We start from the raw sequence: 15,964 nt of genomic DNA on the forward strand, positions 1-15,964 counted from the left end.
TGTGCAGGGGGGCAATCATGCCGTATTTGGGCTTACGTTCGCAATGCGTCATAGATCTTTTGTGCCAGCTGCGGGCTGATACCAGGCACTTTTGCTAGTTCCGCCACACTGGCCCGCTTAAGCTCTTGCATTCCACCAAGAAATTTCAGCAATTGCTGACGTCGCTTGGCACCAATTCCGGGGATCGATTCCAGCACCGATTGGCCCCTGGCCTTGCCCCGCGCCGCCCGGTGGCCGCTAATGGCAAACCGGTGGGCTTCGTCGCGGATATGCTGGATAAGGTGGAGCGCCGGGGCGTCCGCCGGCAGGTGAATCACCTCCCGGGTAAAACCGAGGATCAGGGTTTCCAGGCCCGGCTTGCGGCTCTCCCCCTTGGCCACCCCCACCATCAATGGCTGCGGCAGTCCGGATTCCGCCAACGCGGCTTCCATCACGGCCTCTGCCATGCTCAGTTGCCCCTTACCGCCATCGATAAACAGAATATCGGGCAGGTTATCGGCCTCCGCCACTTTCTCGTAGCGACGCTTCAGGGCCTGCCCCATGGCCGCATAATCATCGCCGGGGGTGATGCCGCTGATGTTGTAGCGCCGGTACTCCGGTTTGGCCGGGCCTTCGGCATTAAACACCACGCAGGAAGCCACGGTTTTCTCACCCATGGTGTGGCTGATGTCGAAGCACTCCATGCGTCGGATAGGCTGCTCCAGCTCCAGCGCTTCCGCCAGTTGCCGGAACCGCTCCGCCACCGTGCTTTTATGGGCCAGGCGAGAGCTGAGCGCACTGCGGGCGTTGGTTTCCGCCAGTCGCTGAAACTGGGCCCGTTCGCCGCGTACCCGGGTCTTGATGCTGACTTTGCCCTGCCCTCTTTCGCTGAGCATCGCTTCCAGCGCCGGCAGTTCATCGCAGGCCACATTGAGGACGATCTCTTTGGGGATATGACGCTCTTCACCACCGCCAAGGTAGAACTGCAGCAGGAAGCTGCTGATCAGCTCATCCATGTCGGTGTCGCGGGGCACCTTGGGGAAGTAACTGCGACTGCCCAGGATCTTGCCCTGGCGCACAAACAGCAGATGACAGCAGGCCATGCCGCCTTCCAGATGGATGCCGATGATGTCCAGCTCCGCCTGGTGCCCCTGTACGCCCTGTTGCTCCTGCACGGTACGCAGAGCCTGGATCTGGTCCCGGTACTGAGCGGCCTTCTCGAACGCCAGGGCCATGCTGGCCTGCTCCATCTGCTCCGCCAGCTGGCCAATCACAGTTTGGCTCTGCCCCTGCAAGAACAGCCGGGCCAGTTTGACCTGCTGGGCGTAATCCTCATCGCTGATCATCCCGGTACAGGGGCCACTGCAGCGTTTAAGCTGGTACTGCAGGCAGGGGCGGCTTCGGTTCTTGTAGAAGCCGTCCTCACACTGACGAATGGGGAACAGCTTCTGCATCAGATGCAGGCTTTCCCGTACCGCCCCGCCATTGGGGTAAGGCCCAAAGTAGTGCCCTTTGGCCCGCTTGGCGCCACGATGGAACGCCAACCGTGGATGTTGGTGATCGGACAGGAAAATGTAGGGATAGGATTTGTCGTCCCGCAGCAGCACGTTGTACCGGGGCATGTACTGCTTGATGTAGTCATGTTCCAGGATCAGCGCTTCGGTTTCGGTGTGGGTCACCGTCACTTCAATGTGGCCAATCTGGGCGACCAGGGCGCGGGTTTTGGTGCTGGGCAGGTTGCTGCGGAAGTAGGAGCTCAGACGTTTTTTCAGGTCTTTGGCTTTGCCTACGTAGAGCACGGTGCCGCCCGGTGTGTCGTACATACGGTACACACCGGGCTCACTGGTGACCGAGCGCAGAAACGCCCGGGCGTCAAAGGAGTCAGTGGGCATGGTATTGGGGTTCAGATCTTCTCTGAGTCCACCATACCATAACGGATCGCCAGTCGGGTCAGTTCCACATCGCCACTGATTTTCAGCTTTTCAAACAGTCGGTAGCGGTAGCTGTTGACGGTTTTCGGGCTCAGGTTCAGCTGCTCGGAGATCTCCGACACCTTCTGACCGGAGGTGACCATCATGGTGATCTGAAGCTCACGCTCGGACAGATCATCAAACGGATTCTTCTCCGGGTTAAAGGGTTTGAGCGCCATCTGCTGGGCAATCTCCGGCGCGATATAGCGCTGACCTGAGGCCACCACACGAATCGCCTGCACCATATCGGCGGGCGGTGCGTTTTTGGTCAGGAACCCGGCTGCACCGGCGGCCATCACCTTGGAGGGGATGGGTTCTTCGGTGTAGACGGTCAAAATGATGATGCGGGCGTCCGGGTTGTAACGCAGGATTTTGCGGGTGGCTTCGAGACCACCAATACCCGGCATACTCATGTCCATGAGGATCACATCGCAATCGTGCTTCCGGCACCAGGCGACGGCTTGCTCGCCGTCTTCAACCTCGCCGACCACCTTGATCCCGCGCTCGTCCTCCAGGATCCGGCTGATCCCGGTTCGCACCAGGGCATGGTCGTCGACCAATAACACGTTGATCACAGTGAAGCCTCTCTATCACTTGCGGTTGGCTGTGTCGGATGGAGCTTCGATGATACTCGCAATTGGTAATGGGTCAATAGCGTCTTCAGTATCAGCGAATACTTATTTGTCATGCACTTAGCATCAGCTTAGCAGCAAAGGTGTCAGTTTTGTTACAGCCACTCAGGTGCCGCGTATCCCTGCCGTTGTGAGCAACAACGACTCACTCAATCCACTGTGATGGGTCTGCGGATTCCAGGCATTGGAGACCGCGCCACACCCAGCCAATATTAACCGAATTGGGGCGCTAGTGCCCTACTCCCCATTGCGGTGTTTTGTCCTGTTTGTGAGCGACTCCCCTACTGACTCCAACCTCAACGATAAAAAACACCGCCACTGGGGCGGTGTTTTAGTGAGGTGTCCGGCTCAGAGCGATTCAAACTCGTCCACATCGATGGCCTTTCGGCACAAGGTGTGTGCGGTCAGCACTTGTTCGGCCTGCTCCTCAGTCAGCACCTTGGCTTCGACAGCGGCCGCCAACATTGCCTCACTGACCGGGCCGCGGCTCAGCAAACCAGAACGCTGGGCCTTCTTCAGGGCTTTGTGCAGCGGGGCCACCTGACGCTGGGCCAGGAACGCCTGCTCCAGCTCAGTGATGCCATCACTCAGTTGCTCGTCCACCGGGCACAGGTGAGTCAGGCGGTTACGCAGGCAACCCGGCTCCATGATGGCCTGGGCCACTTCGCGCTTGCGCTGGTCATCCGGGCCATTGAAATGGTTACCCAGCGGGAACAGCAGCGCGCGGCACAACCAGCCCACTGCACGGTTGGGGAAGTTACGGATCACCCCATCCAGTGCCTTGGCCGCTTCCTGAGTGGCCTGCTCCAGAGCGTAATGGACAAACGGCAGGTCAGCCTGCTGACGGCCATCCATCTCGTAGTTGCGCAGTACCGCAGAAGCCAGATACAGCTGACTCAGCACATCACCCAGGCGGGCGGAGATCATCTCACGGCGCTTCAGGCTGCCACCCAGTACCATCATGCTGATGTCGGTCATGATGGCCAGGTTGGCGCTCAGACGGTTCAGATGCTGGTAGTGGCGGCCGGTGGGGCCCGCAACCGGTTTGGCGGCAAAGCGTGAGCCGGTAATGGCGTGGCCAAAGGAGACCACGGCATTACGGACGGCATAAACGATGTGGGAGATAAGCAGGCTGTCAAAGCGCTTCAGGCCCGCATCGGTATCCGGGTTGGCCACCGCTTCCATCTCGGCCAGCACATAAGGATGGCACCGGGTCGCACCCTGACCGAAGATCATCAGGTTACGGGTCAGGATGTTGGCGCCCTCAACGGTGATGGATACCGGCGAGGCAATGTAGTTGTTGCCCAGGTAGTTGTTCGGACCCAACTGGATGCCTTTACCGGCATGCACATCCATCGCGTCGTTGATGACGCTGCGGCCCAGTTCGGTCATGTGGTATTTGGCAATCGCGGTAATTACCGACGGTTTCTGGTTGGTGTCCACCGCGGTGACGGTCAGCTTGCGGGCAGACTCGAGGGTGTAGGTGTTGGCCGCGATGCGGGCCAGCGCCTCCTGGATGCCTTCGAACTCACCAATCTGCACACCAAACTGCTGGCGAACACCACAGTAAGCACTGGTGGTTCGGGTTGCCAGGTGCGCGGTGGCAGTTGCCAGCGCCGGCAGGGAGATGCCCCGACCCGCAGACAGACACTCCACCAGCATGCGCCAGCCACGGCCAGCATAGTCCGGGCCACCGATGATCCAGTCAATCGGGATAAACACATCGTTGCCGCGGGTGGTGCCGTTCATAAACGCCATCCCCAGCGGGTTGTGGCGGTTACCCAGTTGAACCCCTTCGTGATCAGCCGGGATCAGGGCACAGGTGATGCCAATGTCCTCTTTGTCCCCCAGCAGGCCATCCGGGTCACGCAGCTTAAAGGCCAGGCCCAGCACGGTGGCCACCGGGGCCAGGGTAATGTAGCGCTTGTCCCAGGTCAGGCGGATGCCCAGTACCTCTTCGCCATTGTGCTCGCCTTTGCAAACGGTGCCGGTGTCCGGAATCGCGCCCGCGTCAGAGCCCGCGGTCGGGGCCGTCAGAGCGAAACACGGCACTTCGGCACCGCTGGCCAGGCCGGGCAGCCACTGCTGCTTCTGTTCATCGGTACCGTAGTGGGCCAGCAGCTCACCCGGCCCCAGGGAGTTGGGCACCATAATGGTCACGGCCGCGCTCATGGAGCGGGACGCCACGCGGGACACAATGGTGGATGCGGCGTGGGCAGAGAACGCCAGACCGCCGTACTCTTTCGGGATAATAAAGGAGAAGAACTTCTCCGTCTTGATGTACTCCCAGACCGCTTCGGGCAGATCCTGGTCACCCTGCACAATCTGGTAGTCATCCAGCATGGTCAGCAGCGTGGCCACCTGGTTATCAAGGAACGCCTGTTCCTCTTCGGTCAGGGTGTTGGCCGGGTAGCTGTGCAGCTGGTTCCAGTCCGGGGCACCGCGAAACAGCTCGCCATCCCACCAGACGTTGCCCGCTTCCATCGCTTCACGCTCGGTTTGGGACAGGGGCGGCAGTACCCGTTTAAAGAAAGCGAAGGCCGGACGGGAGATCAATTGACGTCGGATATCGGTGACGCCAAAGACCACCAAAATGGCAATCAGGATTAAGAACAGCAACGTCATGATACTTCCTCTATCAGACTGTGTTGGAGATTCGGCGCCGGTGCAGCTACACCCGCAGCCATGTAGGGAATGATTCGACGAATCACCGATTCAATGTCGTTTTCTTGTTGGAAATCGGCGCGGGCAATGTCCGACAGCGCATCGAAGGAGCTCATGGTGAACACCACGGTGCCCAGGGTGAAGTGCAGTCGCCAGAACACCTCCACCTGGGGCAGGTGCGGCGCGGCTTTGTGCACCAGTGCCGTCACCCGGTTCAGCACATCGCCATAGTGGGTAGTGACAAACCAACGCAGGTGGCCCTGGCTTTCGATATAGCCCCGGCCCAGCAGCTGCAAAAAGATGGCGGTGCCGTGGCTGCGCAGGTCATCCAGGTCCAGCATCGGCTGAACCATCGCCTCAAACACGTCCTGCAGGGTCAGGTCCGGTTTTTTGTCCAGTTCAATAAAGGCCGCATCCACCGCCGGCATAAACCGGTCAAGGTAACGGGCCAGCACCGCTTGGATCAGCTCCTTCTTGGAGCCGAAGTGGTAGTTGACCGAAGCCAGGTTCACCTCTGCCTTGCCGGTAATCAGGCGCAGCGAAGTTTCCGAAAATCCGCGTTCAGCGAACAGGCGTTCAGCCGCATCGAGAATGCGATGCTTGGTTGTTTGTCGATTCGCCATAGCCCCACCCAAGGTTTCAAACACCCGTTTAAAGTAAACAGGACACAACCGTTTGTCAAAATTCTTATCACATGACGATTAGGCAGTTTTTCAAGGAGATAGACGACACCAAAATGACATTCAGACCAAAGTCGCCCTACCAACCATCCACTTATGAGCTATACCCATAGTGCGGCCAGAAAACGCCGCCCACTTTCACTCCCTGGACCTGGCGAGCCCAATCTGTCACTGCCCGCCGGGTCTTTTTTTGCCTTTTTTTCCTACCCGCACGACAACCATGCGCTGAGTCAGGTGCGCCTCATCGGTCACAACAGCCTGATAACAAACGCAATCTCAGAAGCCGGGCATTGCCATCTTGCCTTACCGTTTATCTGCGGCAAAACAAAGGGGGGCGATACGCCCCCCATAATGACATTCGCGTTACCGATTATTTCGGCAGGCCGGGGATAAATTCACGGCCATGGGGGATCTCAATGCTGGACCCCACAAACGCCTCACCCACCGGTTCTGCCCGGCCACCATGGCACTGTGCAAGAAACGCCTCCGCCACGGCATAGAACGCGATGTTGTTCTCCGGTCGGGCAAAACCGTGGCCCTCATCCGGGAACAGCACGTAGCTGACCGGAATGCCTTTGCGCTTCATCGCCTGCACAATCTGGTCCGATTCCGCCTGCTTTACCCTTGGGTCATTGGCCCCCTGAGCGATCAACAAAGGCCGCTGGATATCATCCACATAGGTCAGCGGCGAGCGCTCCTTGAGCAGGGCCCGTCCCGCCTCGGTATCCGGGTCGCCAATGGCACGGGCAAACACCTGCCGGAAGCTGGCCCAATAAGGCGGAATGGAATCGAGCAGGGTTTGCAGGTTGGAGGGGCCGACAATATCAACACCACAGGTAAAGGCGTCCGGCGTCATGGTCAGGCCCGCCAGCGTGGCGTACCCCCCGTAACTGCCGCCCATAATGGCCACGGTGTCCTCGTTGGTGATGCCCTGTGCCACCGCCCAGGCTTTGGCGTCGAGCAGGTCATCCTGCATCGCCCTGCCCCACTGTTTATTGCCCGCGTTGACAAAGGCTTTGCCAAACCCGGTGGAGGAACGGAAGTTCACCTGCAATACCGAATACCCCCGGTTGGCCAGCCACTGCACCAGCGATGAGTAGCCAAAGCCATCACGCGCCCAGGGGCCACCGTGCACCAGCAGGACCATCGGCGAAGGGCTGTCGGCCACACCGTCACCATTCGGGTCCGCGCTTTGCGGCAGGGTCAGGTAGGACACCAGCTCCAGCCCGTCCCGGCTGGGGATGGTAACGCCGTGCATCTTAACCAGTGGCAGCCCCTCCAGCGCCGGGTTGGTGACAAACAGTTCGGACAGCACTCCGGTGTTGCGGTCATACACCTTATAGATGGGGGAGCGGTCGCTCTGGTCGGTGTACACCGTCCAGTAATTGCCATCCTCAGAGATGGCCAGCACCGACGCGCCTCCGGCCAGTTGCCGGTTCAGTTGGGTAATGTCCTTCTGGTAGTCCGGGTCGATGGCAAACCAGACAGGGTGATGGCGCTCTTCCGCATAGGCAAACGGCTTGTGGGTGCGGGGGTCAAACAGCACACCGGACACATCCACACCGGTGGCGCTGGCCAGTATCTGGGTTCGGCCGCCATCCAGCTGATAGTGCACCAACGCGGCGGTATCACGATTGCGACTGTCCAGCATATAGATGCCGGTGTTGGCCTGGTCGAAGCCCAGTATGGCGGTGGTCAGCATATCCTCTGCGGGGATGGTAAAGCGCGGCTGCCACTGGCCGTTCTGCCACGCAAACACCGTCTGGCCATCGGCCTCTGCCGGCCCCAGTGCTAACCGCACCGCCAGATCATTGTCCACCAGGATGCTGGCCATACCAGGGTTTTGCGCCAGCAGGGTGCGCTCACCGGTTGCCAGGTCCACCCGATAGAGATCGTGCCAGCTGGGGTCGCGGTCGTTCATGCCTACCACCACGACACCGGGCTGGCTTTGACTCTGCGCCACCATCTGGGCCTGAATGCCAGGATAGGGGGTCAGGTTGGTGACATCGCCGGTTGCCAGTTCAACCCCATAGAGGTGCCAGTTTTCATCGCCATCACGATCCTGGATATAGAGGATGTGCTGACTGTCCAACGACCAGAAGTGGGCGGGAATGCCGCGCCCCCGATCATTGGTGATGACATTGGCGCGATTGATGTCCCCTTTCGGGGCCAGCCACAGATTCATCACCCCCTCATCCGGGGCTCGGAAACTCATCCATTGGCCATCCGGGCTGATGCGGCCCTGGAAGCGGTCCGGATTCCCAAACAGCACGGACCGTTCTATCAAAGGCGGTTGCTGCGGGGTGACTTCGGCGGTGGCCTCTGACGGCGAGCTGCCACTGCAGGCGGCCAGCGCAGTGGCCAGCCCAAGAGCAAAAAGGGCGCGTTTCAGCATGTTCAGTTCCATAGTCCGGTGATGGGCATTGCCTGCAGCCCGGGAATCGAACCCCGCCATCGACCACCTGACTGGGGTGCCAACTCAACATAGCAGATGAAAAATCATACAGTTAACAATTTACGGCCGAACTCTGCCTGAGCGTAAGTCCGCAAATTTCCCACAGCTCAGACACCTGGCCCCGGCTGATGGTTTTTTGTCCACCTGACACTGTATCTGGCCACACAGTCGGGTATAATCGCGCCCTATTTTTATCCGCTACCCCTTTTCTTCGGAGATCTTCGGACGCCTATGACCGTCAACACTTTCGATCCCAATGCCCAAAGCCCCGTGGCCGAGCAGCCCAGCACCACTCACGCCACTAAGGTGGCGCCGGAGATGGGCAATGGCGCCAAGGGCAGCGGCACCCGCATCGGTTTCATCAGTCTCGGCTGTCCCAAGAACCTGGTGGATTCTGAGCGCATCCTGACCCAGCTGCGCATCGAAGGTTACGACATCGTCAACACCTACGAGGGGGCTGACCTGGTGATCGTAAACACCTGTGGTTTTATCGATTCCGCTGTGCAGGAATCGCTGGACACCATCGGTGAGGCGCTGAAAGAGAATGGCAAGGTTCTGGTCACCGGCTGCCTGGGTGCCAAAGAGGATGAGATCAAGCAGATCCACCCGAAGGTGCTGGGCATCACCGGTCCGCACGCTTACGAGATGGTGCTGGAACAGGTCCACGCGCACCTGCCCAAGCCGGAGCACGATCCGATGACCAGCCTGATCCCGGACCACGGCGTCAAGCTGACCCCGCGTCACTACGCTTATCTGAAGATCTCCGAAGGCTGTAACCACAAGTGCACCTTCTGCATCATCCCGTCCATGCGCGGAACCCTGGACAGCCGTCCGATGGGCGAGATCCTGGATGAAGCCAAGCGTCTGCAGGCCGCCGGGGTGAAAGAGCTGCTGGTGATCAGTCAGGACACTGGCGCTTACGGCGTGGACGTTAAGCACAAAACCGCGTTCTGGAACGGCATGCCGGTGAAAACCTCCATGCTGGCCCTGTGCGAGAAGCTGGCCGAGTTTGGCATCTGGGTGCGACTGCATTACGTCTATCCCTACCCCAACATTGCCGACGTGCTGCCGCTGATGGCCGAAGGCAAAGTGCTGCCCTACCTGGACATCCCGTTCCAGCACGCCAGCCCGCGCATCCTCAAGCTGATGAAGCGCCCCGGTAATGCTGAGCGCACCCTGGAGCAGATCAAAGCGTGGCGCGAAGTGTGTCCCGACCTGGTGATCCGCTCTACCTTTATTGTCGGTTTCCCCGGTGAAACCGAAGCCGACTTCCAGCTGCTGCTGGACTGGCTGGAAGAGGCCCGTCTGGACCGCGTTGGCTGCTTTAAGTACAGCCCGGTGGAAGGCGCTACCGCCAACGAACTGCCCGATGCGGTAGACGAAGCGGTGAAAGAGGAGCGTTACCAGCGCTTTATGGCCGTACAGGCCCGCATCAGCCGCGAAAAGCTGGCTGACCGGGTGGGTCAGGAGATGCTGGTGATCGTGGACGAGATTGGTGAAGACGGCGCCATTGGCCGCAGCTACGCCGACGCGCCGGAGATCGATGGCCGCGTGATCATCGGCGGTGAATATGACCTCAACCCCGGCGACATGGTTTGGGTCAGCATCGAGTTTGCTGACGACCACGACCTGTTTGGCACTCTGGTTGAGGACGACGACGAATAATTTGTCGTTTTCTGCTGAAAAAAGGACCGTTTTTACGGTCCTTTTTTTTATTCCTGCGCCGAAGAGTGTTCGATGTGATCACACTTTGAGGCTCCAATGTCAGCGAAAAACGCCGCCTTTGTGGCCTTTTTGTTTGCATTTGCGGCATTTGACGGTTACAAACCCCGAATTGGGGTTGTTTCTTATGCAAAGGGTTCTCTATTATCCCAAGCCACAACAACAAGGGCACAGCCCAACAAGACAATTATAAGAACAGGAAGGAAACTATGAGTTCGAACTCGGTTGAGCGCCCAGGCTCAGCACCCAGCGTGGAACAGTCCGGTGCCTTTCGGCGTTTCCTCGACGTCGTAGAGCGTCTGGGTAACCTGCTCCCCCACCCCATCACCCTGTTTGCGCTGTTCTGCGTTGGCATCATCCTCATCAGTGGCATTGCAGGCTACTTTGACCTCTCCGTTGCCGACCCGCGTCCGGAAGGTGCGCCGGGCCGTGCCGCCGATGGCCTGATCACCGTGGTCAGTCTGATGAGTGCCGAGGGGCTGCAGCGCATCGTTTCCAATCTGGTGACCAACTTTACCGGCTTTGCCCCGCTGGGCACCGTACTGGTGGCCTTGCTGGGTGTTGGCATCGCTGAGCGTGCCGGACTGATCTCCGCCGCACTGCGTGGCCTGGTAATGGGCGCCAAGCCCCGCCTGGTGACCTTTATCGTGGTGTTTGCCGGCATCATCTCCAACACCGCTTCCGAGCTGGGTTATGTGGTTCTGATCCCGCTGGCAGCGATGATGTTCCACTCCCTGGGCCGTCATCCGCTGGCCGGTTTGGCCGCAGCCTTTGCCGGTGTGTCCGGTGGCTACAGCGCTAACCTGCTGCTCGGCACCGTTGACCCGCTGCTGTCCGGCATCACCGAAACCGCCGCTCAGATCATCGACCCCAACTACACCGTGGGTCCGGAAGCCAACTGGTTCTTTATGATCCTCTCCACCTTTGTGGTGGCCGGTCTGGCGATGTTTGTGACTGAGAAGATCGTCGAACCCAAGCTGGGCAAATACGACATTCGTGAAGCCGCCGAAGACGTCACTCACGACAAGATGGAAGGGCTGAGCGCCAAGGAGAAGAAGGGCCTGAAAGCGGCCGGTGTGACCCTGCTGGTGCTCTCCGTCCTGCTCTCTTTGACCATCGTTCCGGAATGGGGCGCGCTGCGTCACCCGGAAACCGGCCTGGTAGCGGGCTCACCGTTCCTGAAAGGGATTGTGGCCTTCATCTTTGTGTTCTTCGCCATCCCCGGCATGGTTTATGGTCGCATCGTCGGCACCATTAAGAGCGATCGCGATGCCATCGATGCCATGGCGCACTCCATGAGCACCATGGGCATGTACATCGTGCTGGTGTTCTTCGCTTCCCAGTTTGTGGCGTTCTTCAAGTGGACCAACCTGGGCGCCATCACCGCCGTCGCCGGTGCGGACATGCTCAACAGCATCGGCCTCAGCGGCCCGCTGCTGTTTGTCTGCTTTATCGCAGTGTGCGCCTTTATCAACCTGATGGTGGGCTCTGCCTCGGCCCAGTGGGCGGTCACCGCGCCCATCTTCGTGCCGATGCTGATGCTGGTGGGTTACGCTCCGGAAACCATCCAGGCCGCTTACCGTATCGGTGATTCCGTCACCAACATCATCACTCCGATGATGAGCTACTTCGGCCTGATCCTGGCGGTAGCGTCCCGATACAAGAAGGACCTAGGCATTGGTACCCTGGTGGCCACCATGCTGCCCTACTCCATCGTGCTGTTTATCGGCTGGAGCATCACCTTCGTCGTCTACGTGTTTGTGCTTGGCTTGCCGGTGGGTCCGGGCTCGCCGACCTATTACACGCCGTAACGGCCAGACACAAAAAACGCGCTCAGATGAGCGCGTTTTTTTATGGGGCGAGGTCACCGTTTCTGGTGACGCTCCCGGTTTTCCGCTTTCTCCCGGGGGCTTTTGCGCAACAGCACGTAAACCGCACCGGTGCCGCCATGCTGCTTTAGTGCCGAGTGGTAAGCCAGCACTTCCGGGCAGTTGGGCAGCCAAGCCGCGACGTAGCTTTTCAGCACCCCACGAAAGGGCTTGGAATTGAGCCCCTTACCATGCAGCACCAGCGCACTGCGGATGTCGTTCTCCAGACAGTCTCGGATAAACTGCAGCAGCGCCTGACGCGCCTCGGCAACCGTATGGCCATGCAGATCAAGGCGGGCATCCAGCGAATACTTGCCCAGTCGCAGATTTTTGTAGACGCCATGCTGCATGCCACCGCGGGTCCAGCCGATGATGTCATCGGGGTCCACCGGTTCGACGGCTTCCAGAGTCAGCCCATCTTTCTGATTGACCACTTCGGCTTCAGCAGCCGCACGGCGTGCCAATTGGGCTTCGGTGGGGTTGGCCGGGCCACTGCCCTGGACCCGGGCATCATCACTTTTCAGCGGTACCACGTCGGACATGGCTTGGGCAAAGAGGTCGGTGTCGTCACGTTCCATCGGGCTCTCGCGCATTACAATCACACATGCTCGTCATTATATCGCGGCCCCACGCTAAGCCACCACGTTCCTCACACTTTGTAATCCTTTCACCCTTTACAAATCGGGCTGAGAACGCACAATTGTGTCGTGTTTGTTAAGTACTGAGCGCAAATTGAAGTCACTGATCCCTTTTTTGGCCCTGTTCAGCAGCCTGGTCCTGATGCCGGCTCAAGCCAGCAACGACGCGCTGAACCGGGAGATTAACCAGCTGTACGACACCTTTGTCGAGTCCTACTATGCACTCGACCCAAAGCCGTTGGAGTCGCTCTACACCACCGATGCCTGCCTGATGGGGGTGTCCGCTGAGAGCGAGTTTATCCGCGGCCGGGAAGCGATCACCAAAGCCATCAACAAGTGGTTCGACAAAGTGCGTAAGCGCGATGCCACCATCAAGATCGATTTCCGGGTGATCTCGCGCCAGCAGCAGGGCCCGGTGGTGACCGATGCCGGTTATTACCTGATCCGCTACACCCCGAACCAGGCCAGCGAACAGCCCCGCAGCGAGTTTGCCGGTAAGTTCGTGATGAGCTTCAAGCAGGCAGAAGACGGCAACTGGTACATCTTTATGGATTCCGCCAACCGGTCCAAACCGGAGCTGTTCTACGCCGCCACGGCCGAGCCTGGACTGTACTTTTCCAGTCCCACAGAGATAATGGCAGCCGACGACGTATCCAAAGAGTAACTGTCTGTAATGACCGCCTGCCCCTGTGGCAGCCAGCGCCTCTACGCTGAATGCTGCCAACCCCTGCACCAGGGCGATGCCCTGGCTGCCACCCCGGAACAGTTAATGCGCTCCCGCTACAGTGCCTATGTTCTGGCGGTAACCGATTACCTGATCGCCACCCACCACCCGGATTTTCGGGGCGACCTCAGCGCCGATGACCTGGCGGAATCCTGCCAGCAGACCCAGTGGCAACGGCTGGAGATCGTCAACGCGCCGCCCCATCAGGGCGACAAAGGCGAAGTGGAGTTCAAGGCGTGGTTTCGCGACGGAACGGCGCTGCGGGCACTCCATGAGCGCTCCCGTTTTGTTTGCCAGCAGGGCCATTGGCTTTACTGCGACGGGGACTTTAACCCCGTCCCCAGTGCCGGACGCAATGCCGCCTGCCCCTGTGGCAGCGGTAAGAAGTTTAAGCGCTGCTGCGGCGCTTAAGCGGTTTCGTTGATGCGTAGGTAGCGCTGTTCAAACAGGTGCGGGTCGACCGGACGGCCATACAGGAAGCCCTGCACCATATCGCAACCCCACTGCTTGAGCAGCCGACGCTGAGACTCAGTTTCCACCCCCTCCGCCGTCACCACCAGATCCAGCGCCTGCCCCATGGCAATAATGGCGGGCACGATCTCCCGGTTCTCTCTGGAGGTTTCCAGGTCCATCACAAAGGAGCGGTCGATCTTCAGTTTCTGAACCGGCAACCGCTGCAGATAGCGCATCGAACTGTAACCGGTGCCGAAATCATCGATCGCCAGCACAATGCCCAGTTCACCCAACTGGTTACACAGCCGCGACACCACCTGGATCTCCTCCAGCAGGCTGGTTTCCGTGATCTCCAGTACCAGGGTGCCCGGCGTCAGGCGATAACGATTCAGCTGGTGCCAGCAGATCTCATAGAGGTCACCGCCCAGCAGTTGCTTGGCGGAGACATTGACGTGCATCTCCAGACCGGGCCAGCGGCGCTGCCACAGGTGTAACTGGTACAACGCGGTTTCGAGAACCCAGCGCCCTATCGGCTCAATCGCCCCGGTATCTTCGGCAACCTCAATAAAGCGTGCCGGCCCCAGCCGGCCCCGGCGCGGATGACGCCAACGCAACAGCGCTTCAGCCCCCCGCACCTCCCCCGTTTCCATCGCGACCAAGGGCTGGTAGTGCAGCTCAAACTCTTTGCGGGCCAACGCCTGGCGCAGGTCCTGCTGGATCTGCACCTGCTCACAAAAGCTCTCCTTTAACGCCTGATCAAACAGTTGCAGGCGTCCCAGCTGCTTGGCCCGGGCCATGGTCAGGTCCAGCGCCGCCATCGCATCCACCTGCTCATCCAGCAGATCACGACACACTCCGGCCACACTCAGTTGCACGGAATAGGAGCGGCCTCCCACCGGCACCGGCAGGATCAACCGCTCCCGGAAACTGTGGGCAATGTCGTGCAGGGACTGAGCGGGGACCTGATCAAACCGCACCACAAATTCATCGGCACCGATGCGAGCCACCAGGCTGGCGCCCATGCGCTCACCGCAGTGACGCAGTCGACGCGCCACCTCCTTCAGCAGGCGGTCCCCCACTTCATGGCCATGGAGGTCGTTCAACGCCTTGAAGCCATCGAGATCAAACAGCAGCAGCGCCACCGGGGCGGATTCATTCAGCCGTTGCAGGAAGTAGGCGCGGTTATAGAGCCCGGTCAGGGCACAGTGCCACGCCATCCGTTCCAGTTCCGCCTTATGGGCTTTCTCGGCGGTGGCGTCATTGGAATGCAACACCAGGTAAGCCTGACCATTTTCGGTCACAAAGCGGTTCGCGCGAAAATCGATCCAGCGGACCCGCCCCTGCGGGTCCACCACCTGCCCCTCGCCCCGGCAATAGCCGGTCTCCAGCACCGTCTGCAGGGCCAGTTTGGCGGACTCCGGGTTTTGCTGAAACATCATCAGCTGCTGAATCGGTTTGCCCACATAGTCCTCAGCCACGCCGCCGGCCACGCGCAGGTAAGCCTGATTGACGTAGCAGATCTCCAGGGTATCGGCGTTCATGATCGCCAGCCGCTGGCTGGATTGCTCCATCGCATGGCGAAACAGGTCAAGCTGACCCGCCTGCCGGCTTTGCCGTTGAGTGGCGAGCGCCAGCGCCAACTGGTCTGCCAGCTGGCCAACCCAGTGTGCGTCCTCCTCGCCCCAGTGCCGTGGGCGCAACGACTCAACGCAGATCACCCCCTCGAGGTGGCCATTGATGCGGATACCGGCATCCAGCATGGCGTGAATACCATTAGGCACCAGGTAATCCGGGCCAAAGGCCTTGGTCGCCGGGTGCAGCCGCGCCACATCCGCTTTCAAAAAGCGATGCTGGTAAAGGTGGTCGAAATACTCGGGGAAAGCGCAGGTGGCCAGGGCGGCGTCCACCACAGTGCGGCCGGAGAGCTGGTGCCGGCATATCGGCATCAGGTGGGTTTGCTCTCGGTTAAAGAGCCAGATGGAGGCGGTCTCCACCCCCAGTTGTTGACAGGCGATCCGAGCCGCGACCTGGGCGGTCTGCTCAAAATCCCCCGCCTGCTTTTCGGGCAACTGAATCAGTCGTTCAATTGCGTCCGCGCGTCCCTGCTTCATCGCAATACTGGATGTTGTTGTCTTGTAAGAAATAAGTAAGGGACACAGTATCCTGCGTCCCTTATCAG

Annotated in this window: 11 protein-coding genes; 4 read left to right on the top strand and 7 right to left on the bottom strand. The window is 59.7% G+C overall.

Annotated features, from left to right (window positions below):
- Window positions 1-32 precede the first annotated feature (32 nt).
- The 5 genes from uvrC to FBAL_RS11255 form a co-directional block, all read right to left on the bottom strand.
- Window positions 33-1,871, bottom strand: a complete 1,839-nt coding sequence (gene uvrC, locus FBAL_RS11235; protein WP_013345723.1) for an excinuclease ABC subunit UvrC — start codon at window positions 1,869-1,871, stop codon at window positions 33-35.
- An 11-nt stretch (window positions 1,872-1,882) separates the two neighbouring features.
- Entirely contained in the window at window positions 1,883-2,524 is a 642-nt protein-coding gene (gene uvrY / locus FBAL_RS11240) for a UvrY/SirA/GacA family response regulator transcription factor (protein WP_013345724.1), read from the bottom strand.
- Window positions 2,525-2,929: 405 nt separating this feature from the next.
- Entirely contained in the window at window positions 2,930-5,206 is a 2,277-nt protein-coding gene (locus FBAL_RS11245) for an acyl-CoA dehydrogenase (protein ID WP_013345725.1), read from the bottom strand.
- On the bottom strand, window positions 5,203-5,868 hold the full coding sequence (gene psrA / locus FBAL_RS11250) for a TetR family transcriptional repressor PsrA (protein WP_013345726.1): 666 nt from the start codon (window positions 5,866-5,868) through the stop codon (window positions 5,203-5,205). Before psrA ends, FBAL_RS11245 begins: the two co-directional genes overlap by 4 nt.
- Before the next feature lie 427 nt (window positions 5,869-6,295).
- On the bottom strand, window positions 6,296-8,320 hold the full coding sequence (locus tag FBAL_RS11255; protein WP_041251277.1) for a S9 family peptidase: 2,025 nt from the start codon (window positions 8,318-8,320) through the stop codon (window positions 6,296-6,298).
- Window positions 8,321-8,611: 291 nt separating this feature from the next.
- Between FBAL_RS11255 and rimO the strand changes: the two genes are divergently transcribed.
- Together rimO and FBAL_RS11265 are read left to right on the top strand one after the other, a co-directional pair.
- Window positions 8,612-10,045, top strand: coding sequence for a 30S ribosomal protein S12 methylthiotransferase RimO (gene rimO, locus FBAL_RS11260; protein WP_013345728.1), 1,434 nt, complete (start codon window positions 8,612-8,614; stop codon window positions 10,043-10,045).
- A gap of 266 nt (window positions 10,046-10,311) precedes the next feature.
- On the top strand, window positions 10,312-11,913 hold the full coding sequence (locus tag FBAL_RS11265; RefSeq protein WP_013345729.1) for an AbgT family transporter: 1,602 nt from the start codon (window positions 10,312-10,314) through the stop codon (window positions 11,911-11,913).
- Window positions 11,914-11,966: 53 nt separating this feature from the next.
- Here FBAL_RS11265 and smrA read toward each other — a convergent pair whose 3' ends face one another.
- Window positions 11,967-12,548 (bottom strand): DNA endonuclease SmrA, encoded by a 582-nt coding sequence (gene smrA / locus FBAL_RS11270; protein ID WP_013345730.1) that lies wholly within the window; start codon window positions 12,546-12,548, stop codon window positions 11,967-11,969.
- Between the two features lie 154 nt (window positions 12,549-12,702).
- On the opposite strand from smrA, the gene FBAL_RS11275 reads away from it, so the two are divergent.
- Window positions 12,703-13,272: a YybH family protein gene (locus tag FBAL_RS11275; RefSeq protein ID WP_049779455.1), complete on the top strand. Its 570-nt coding sequence runs from the start codon at window positions 12,703-12,705 to the stop codon at window positions 13,270-13,272.
- Window positions 13,273-13,281: 9 nt separating this feature from the next.
- Window positions 13,282-13,743 (top strand): YchJ family protein, encoded by a 462-nt coding sequence (locus FBAL_RS11280; RefSeq protein ID WP_013345732.1) that lies wholly within the window; start codon window positions 13,282-13,284, stop codon window positions 13,741-13,743.
- Here FBAL_RS11280 and FBAL_RS11285 read toward each other — a convergent pair.
- Window positions 13,740-15,896 (bottom strand): putative bifunctional diguanylate cyclase/phosphodiesterase, encoded by a 2,157-nt coding sequence (locus FBAL_RS11285; protein ID WP_013345733.1) that lies wholly within the window; start codon window positions 15,894-15,896, stop codon window positions 13,740-13,742. The genes FBAL_RS11280 and FBAL_RS11285 overlap by 4 nt on opposite strands.
- Window positions 15,897-15,964 lie beyond the last annotated feature (68 nt).

This window comes from Ferrimonas balearica DSM 9799 (genome assembly GCF_000148645.1).
In the GTDB taxonomy this organism is placed as follows: Bacteria; Pseudomonadota; Gammaproteobacteria; order Enterobacterales; family Shewanellaceae; genus Ferrimonas; species Ferrimonas balearica.

What these genes read in the sequence shown, in the direction of transcription:
- FBAL_RS11245 (WP_013345725.1), bottom strand. Translation starts at nt 5,206, where the DNA reads ATGACGTTGCTGTTCTTAATCCTGATTGCCATTTTGGTGGTCTTTGGC.
- FBAL_RS11280 (WP_013345732.1), top strand. Translation starts at nt 13,282, where the DNA reads ATGACCGCCTGCCCCTGTGGCAGCCAGCGCCTCTACGCTGAATGCTGC.
- psrA (WP_013345726.1), bottom strand. Translation starts at nt 5,868, where the DNA reads ATGGCGAATCGACAAACAACCAAGCATCGCATTCTCGATGCGGCTGAA.
- rimO (WP_013345728.1), top strand. Translation starts at nt 8,612, where the DNA reads ATGACCGTCAACACTTTCGATCCCAATGCCCAAAGCCCCGTGGCCGAG.
- FBAL_RS11265 (WP_013345729.1), top strand. Translation starts at nt 10,312, where the DNA reads ATGAGTTCGAACTCGGTTGAGCGCCCAGGCTCAGCACCCAGCGTGGAA.
- uvrC (WP_013345723.1), bottom strand. Translation starts at nt 1,871, where the DNA reads ATGCCCACTGACTCCTTTGACGCCCGGGCGTTTCTGCGCTCGGTCACC.
- FBAL_RS11255 (WP_041251277.1), bottom strand. Translation starts at nt 8,320, where the DNA reads ATGCTGAAACGCGCCCTTTTTGCTCTTGGGCTGGCCACTGCGCTGGCC.
- smrA (WP_013345730.1), bottom strand. Translation starts at nt 12,548, where the DNA reads ATGGAACGTGACGACACCGACCTCTTTGCCCAAGCCATGTCCGACGTG.
- FBAL_RS11285 (WP_013345733.1), bottom strand. Translation starts at nt 15,896, where the DNA reads ATGAAGCAGGGACGCGCGGACGCAATTGAACGACTGATTCAGTTGCCC.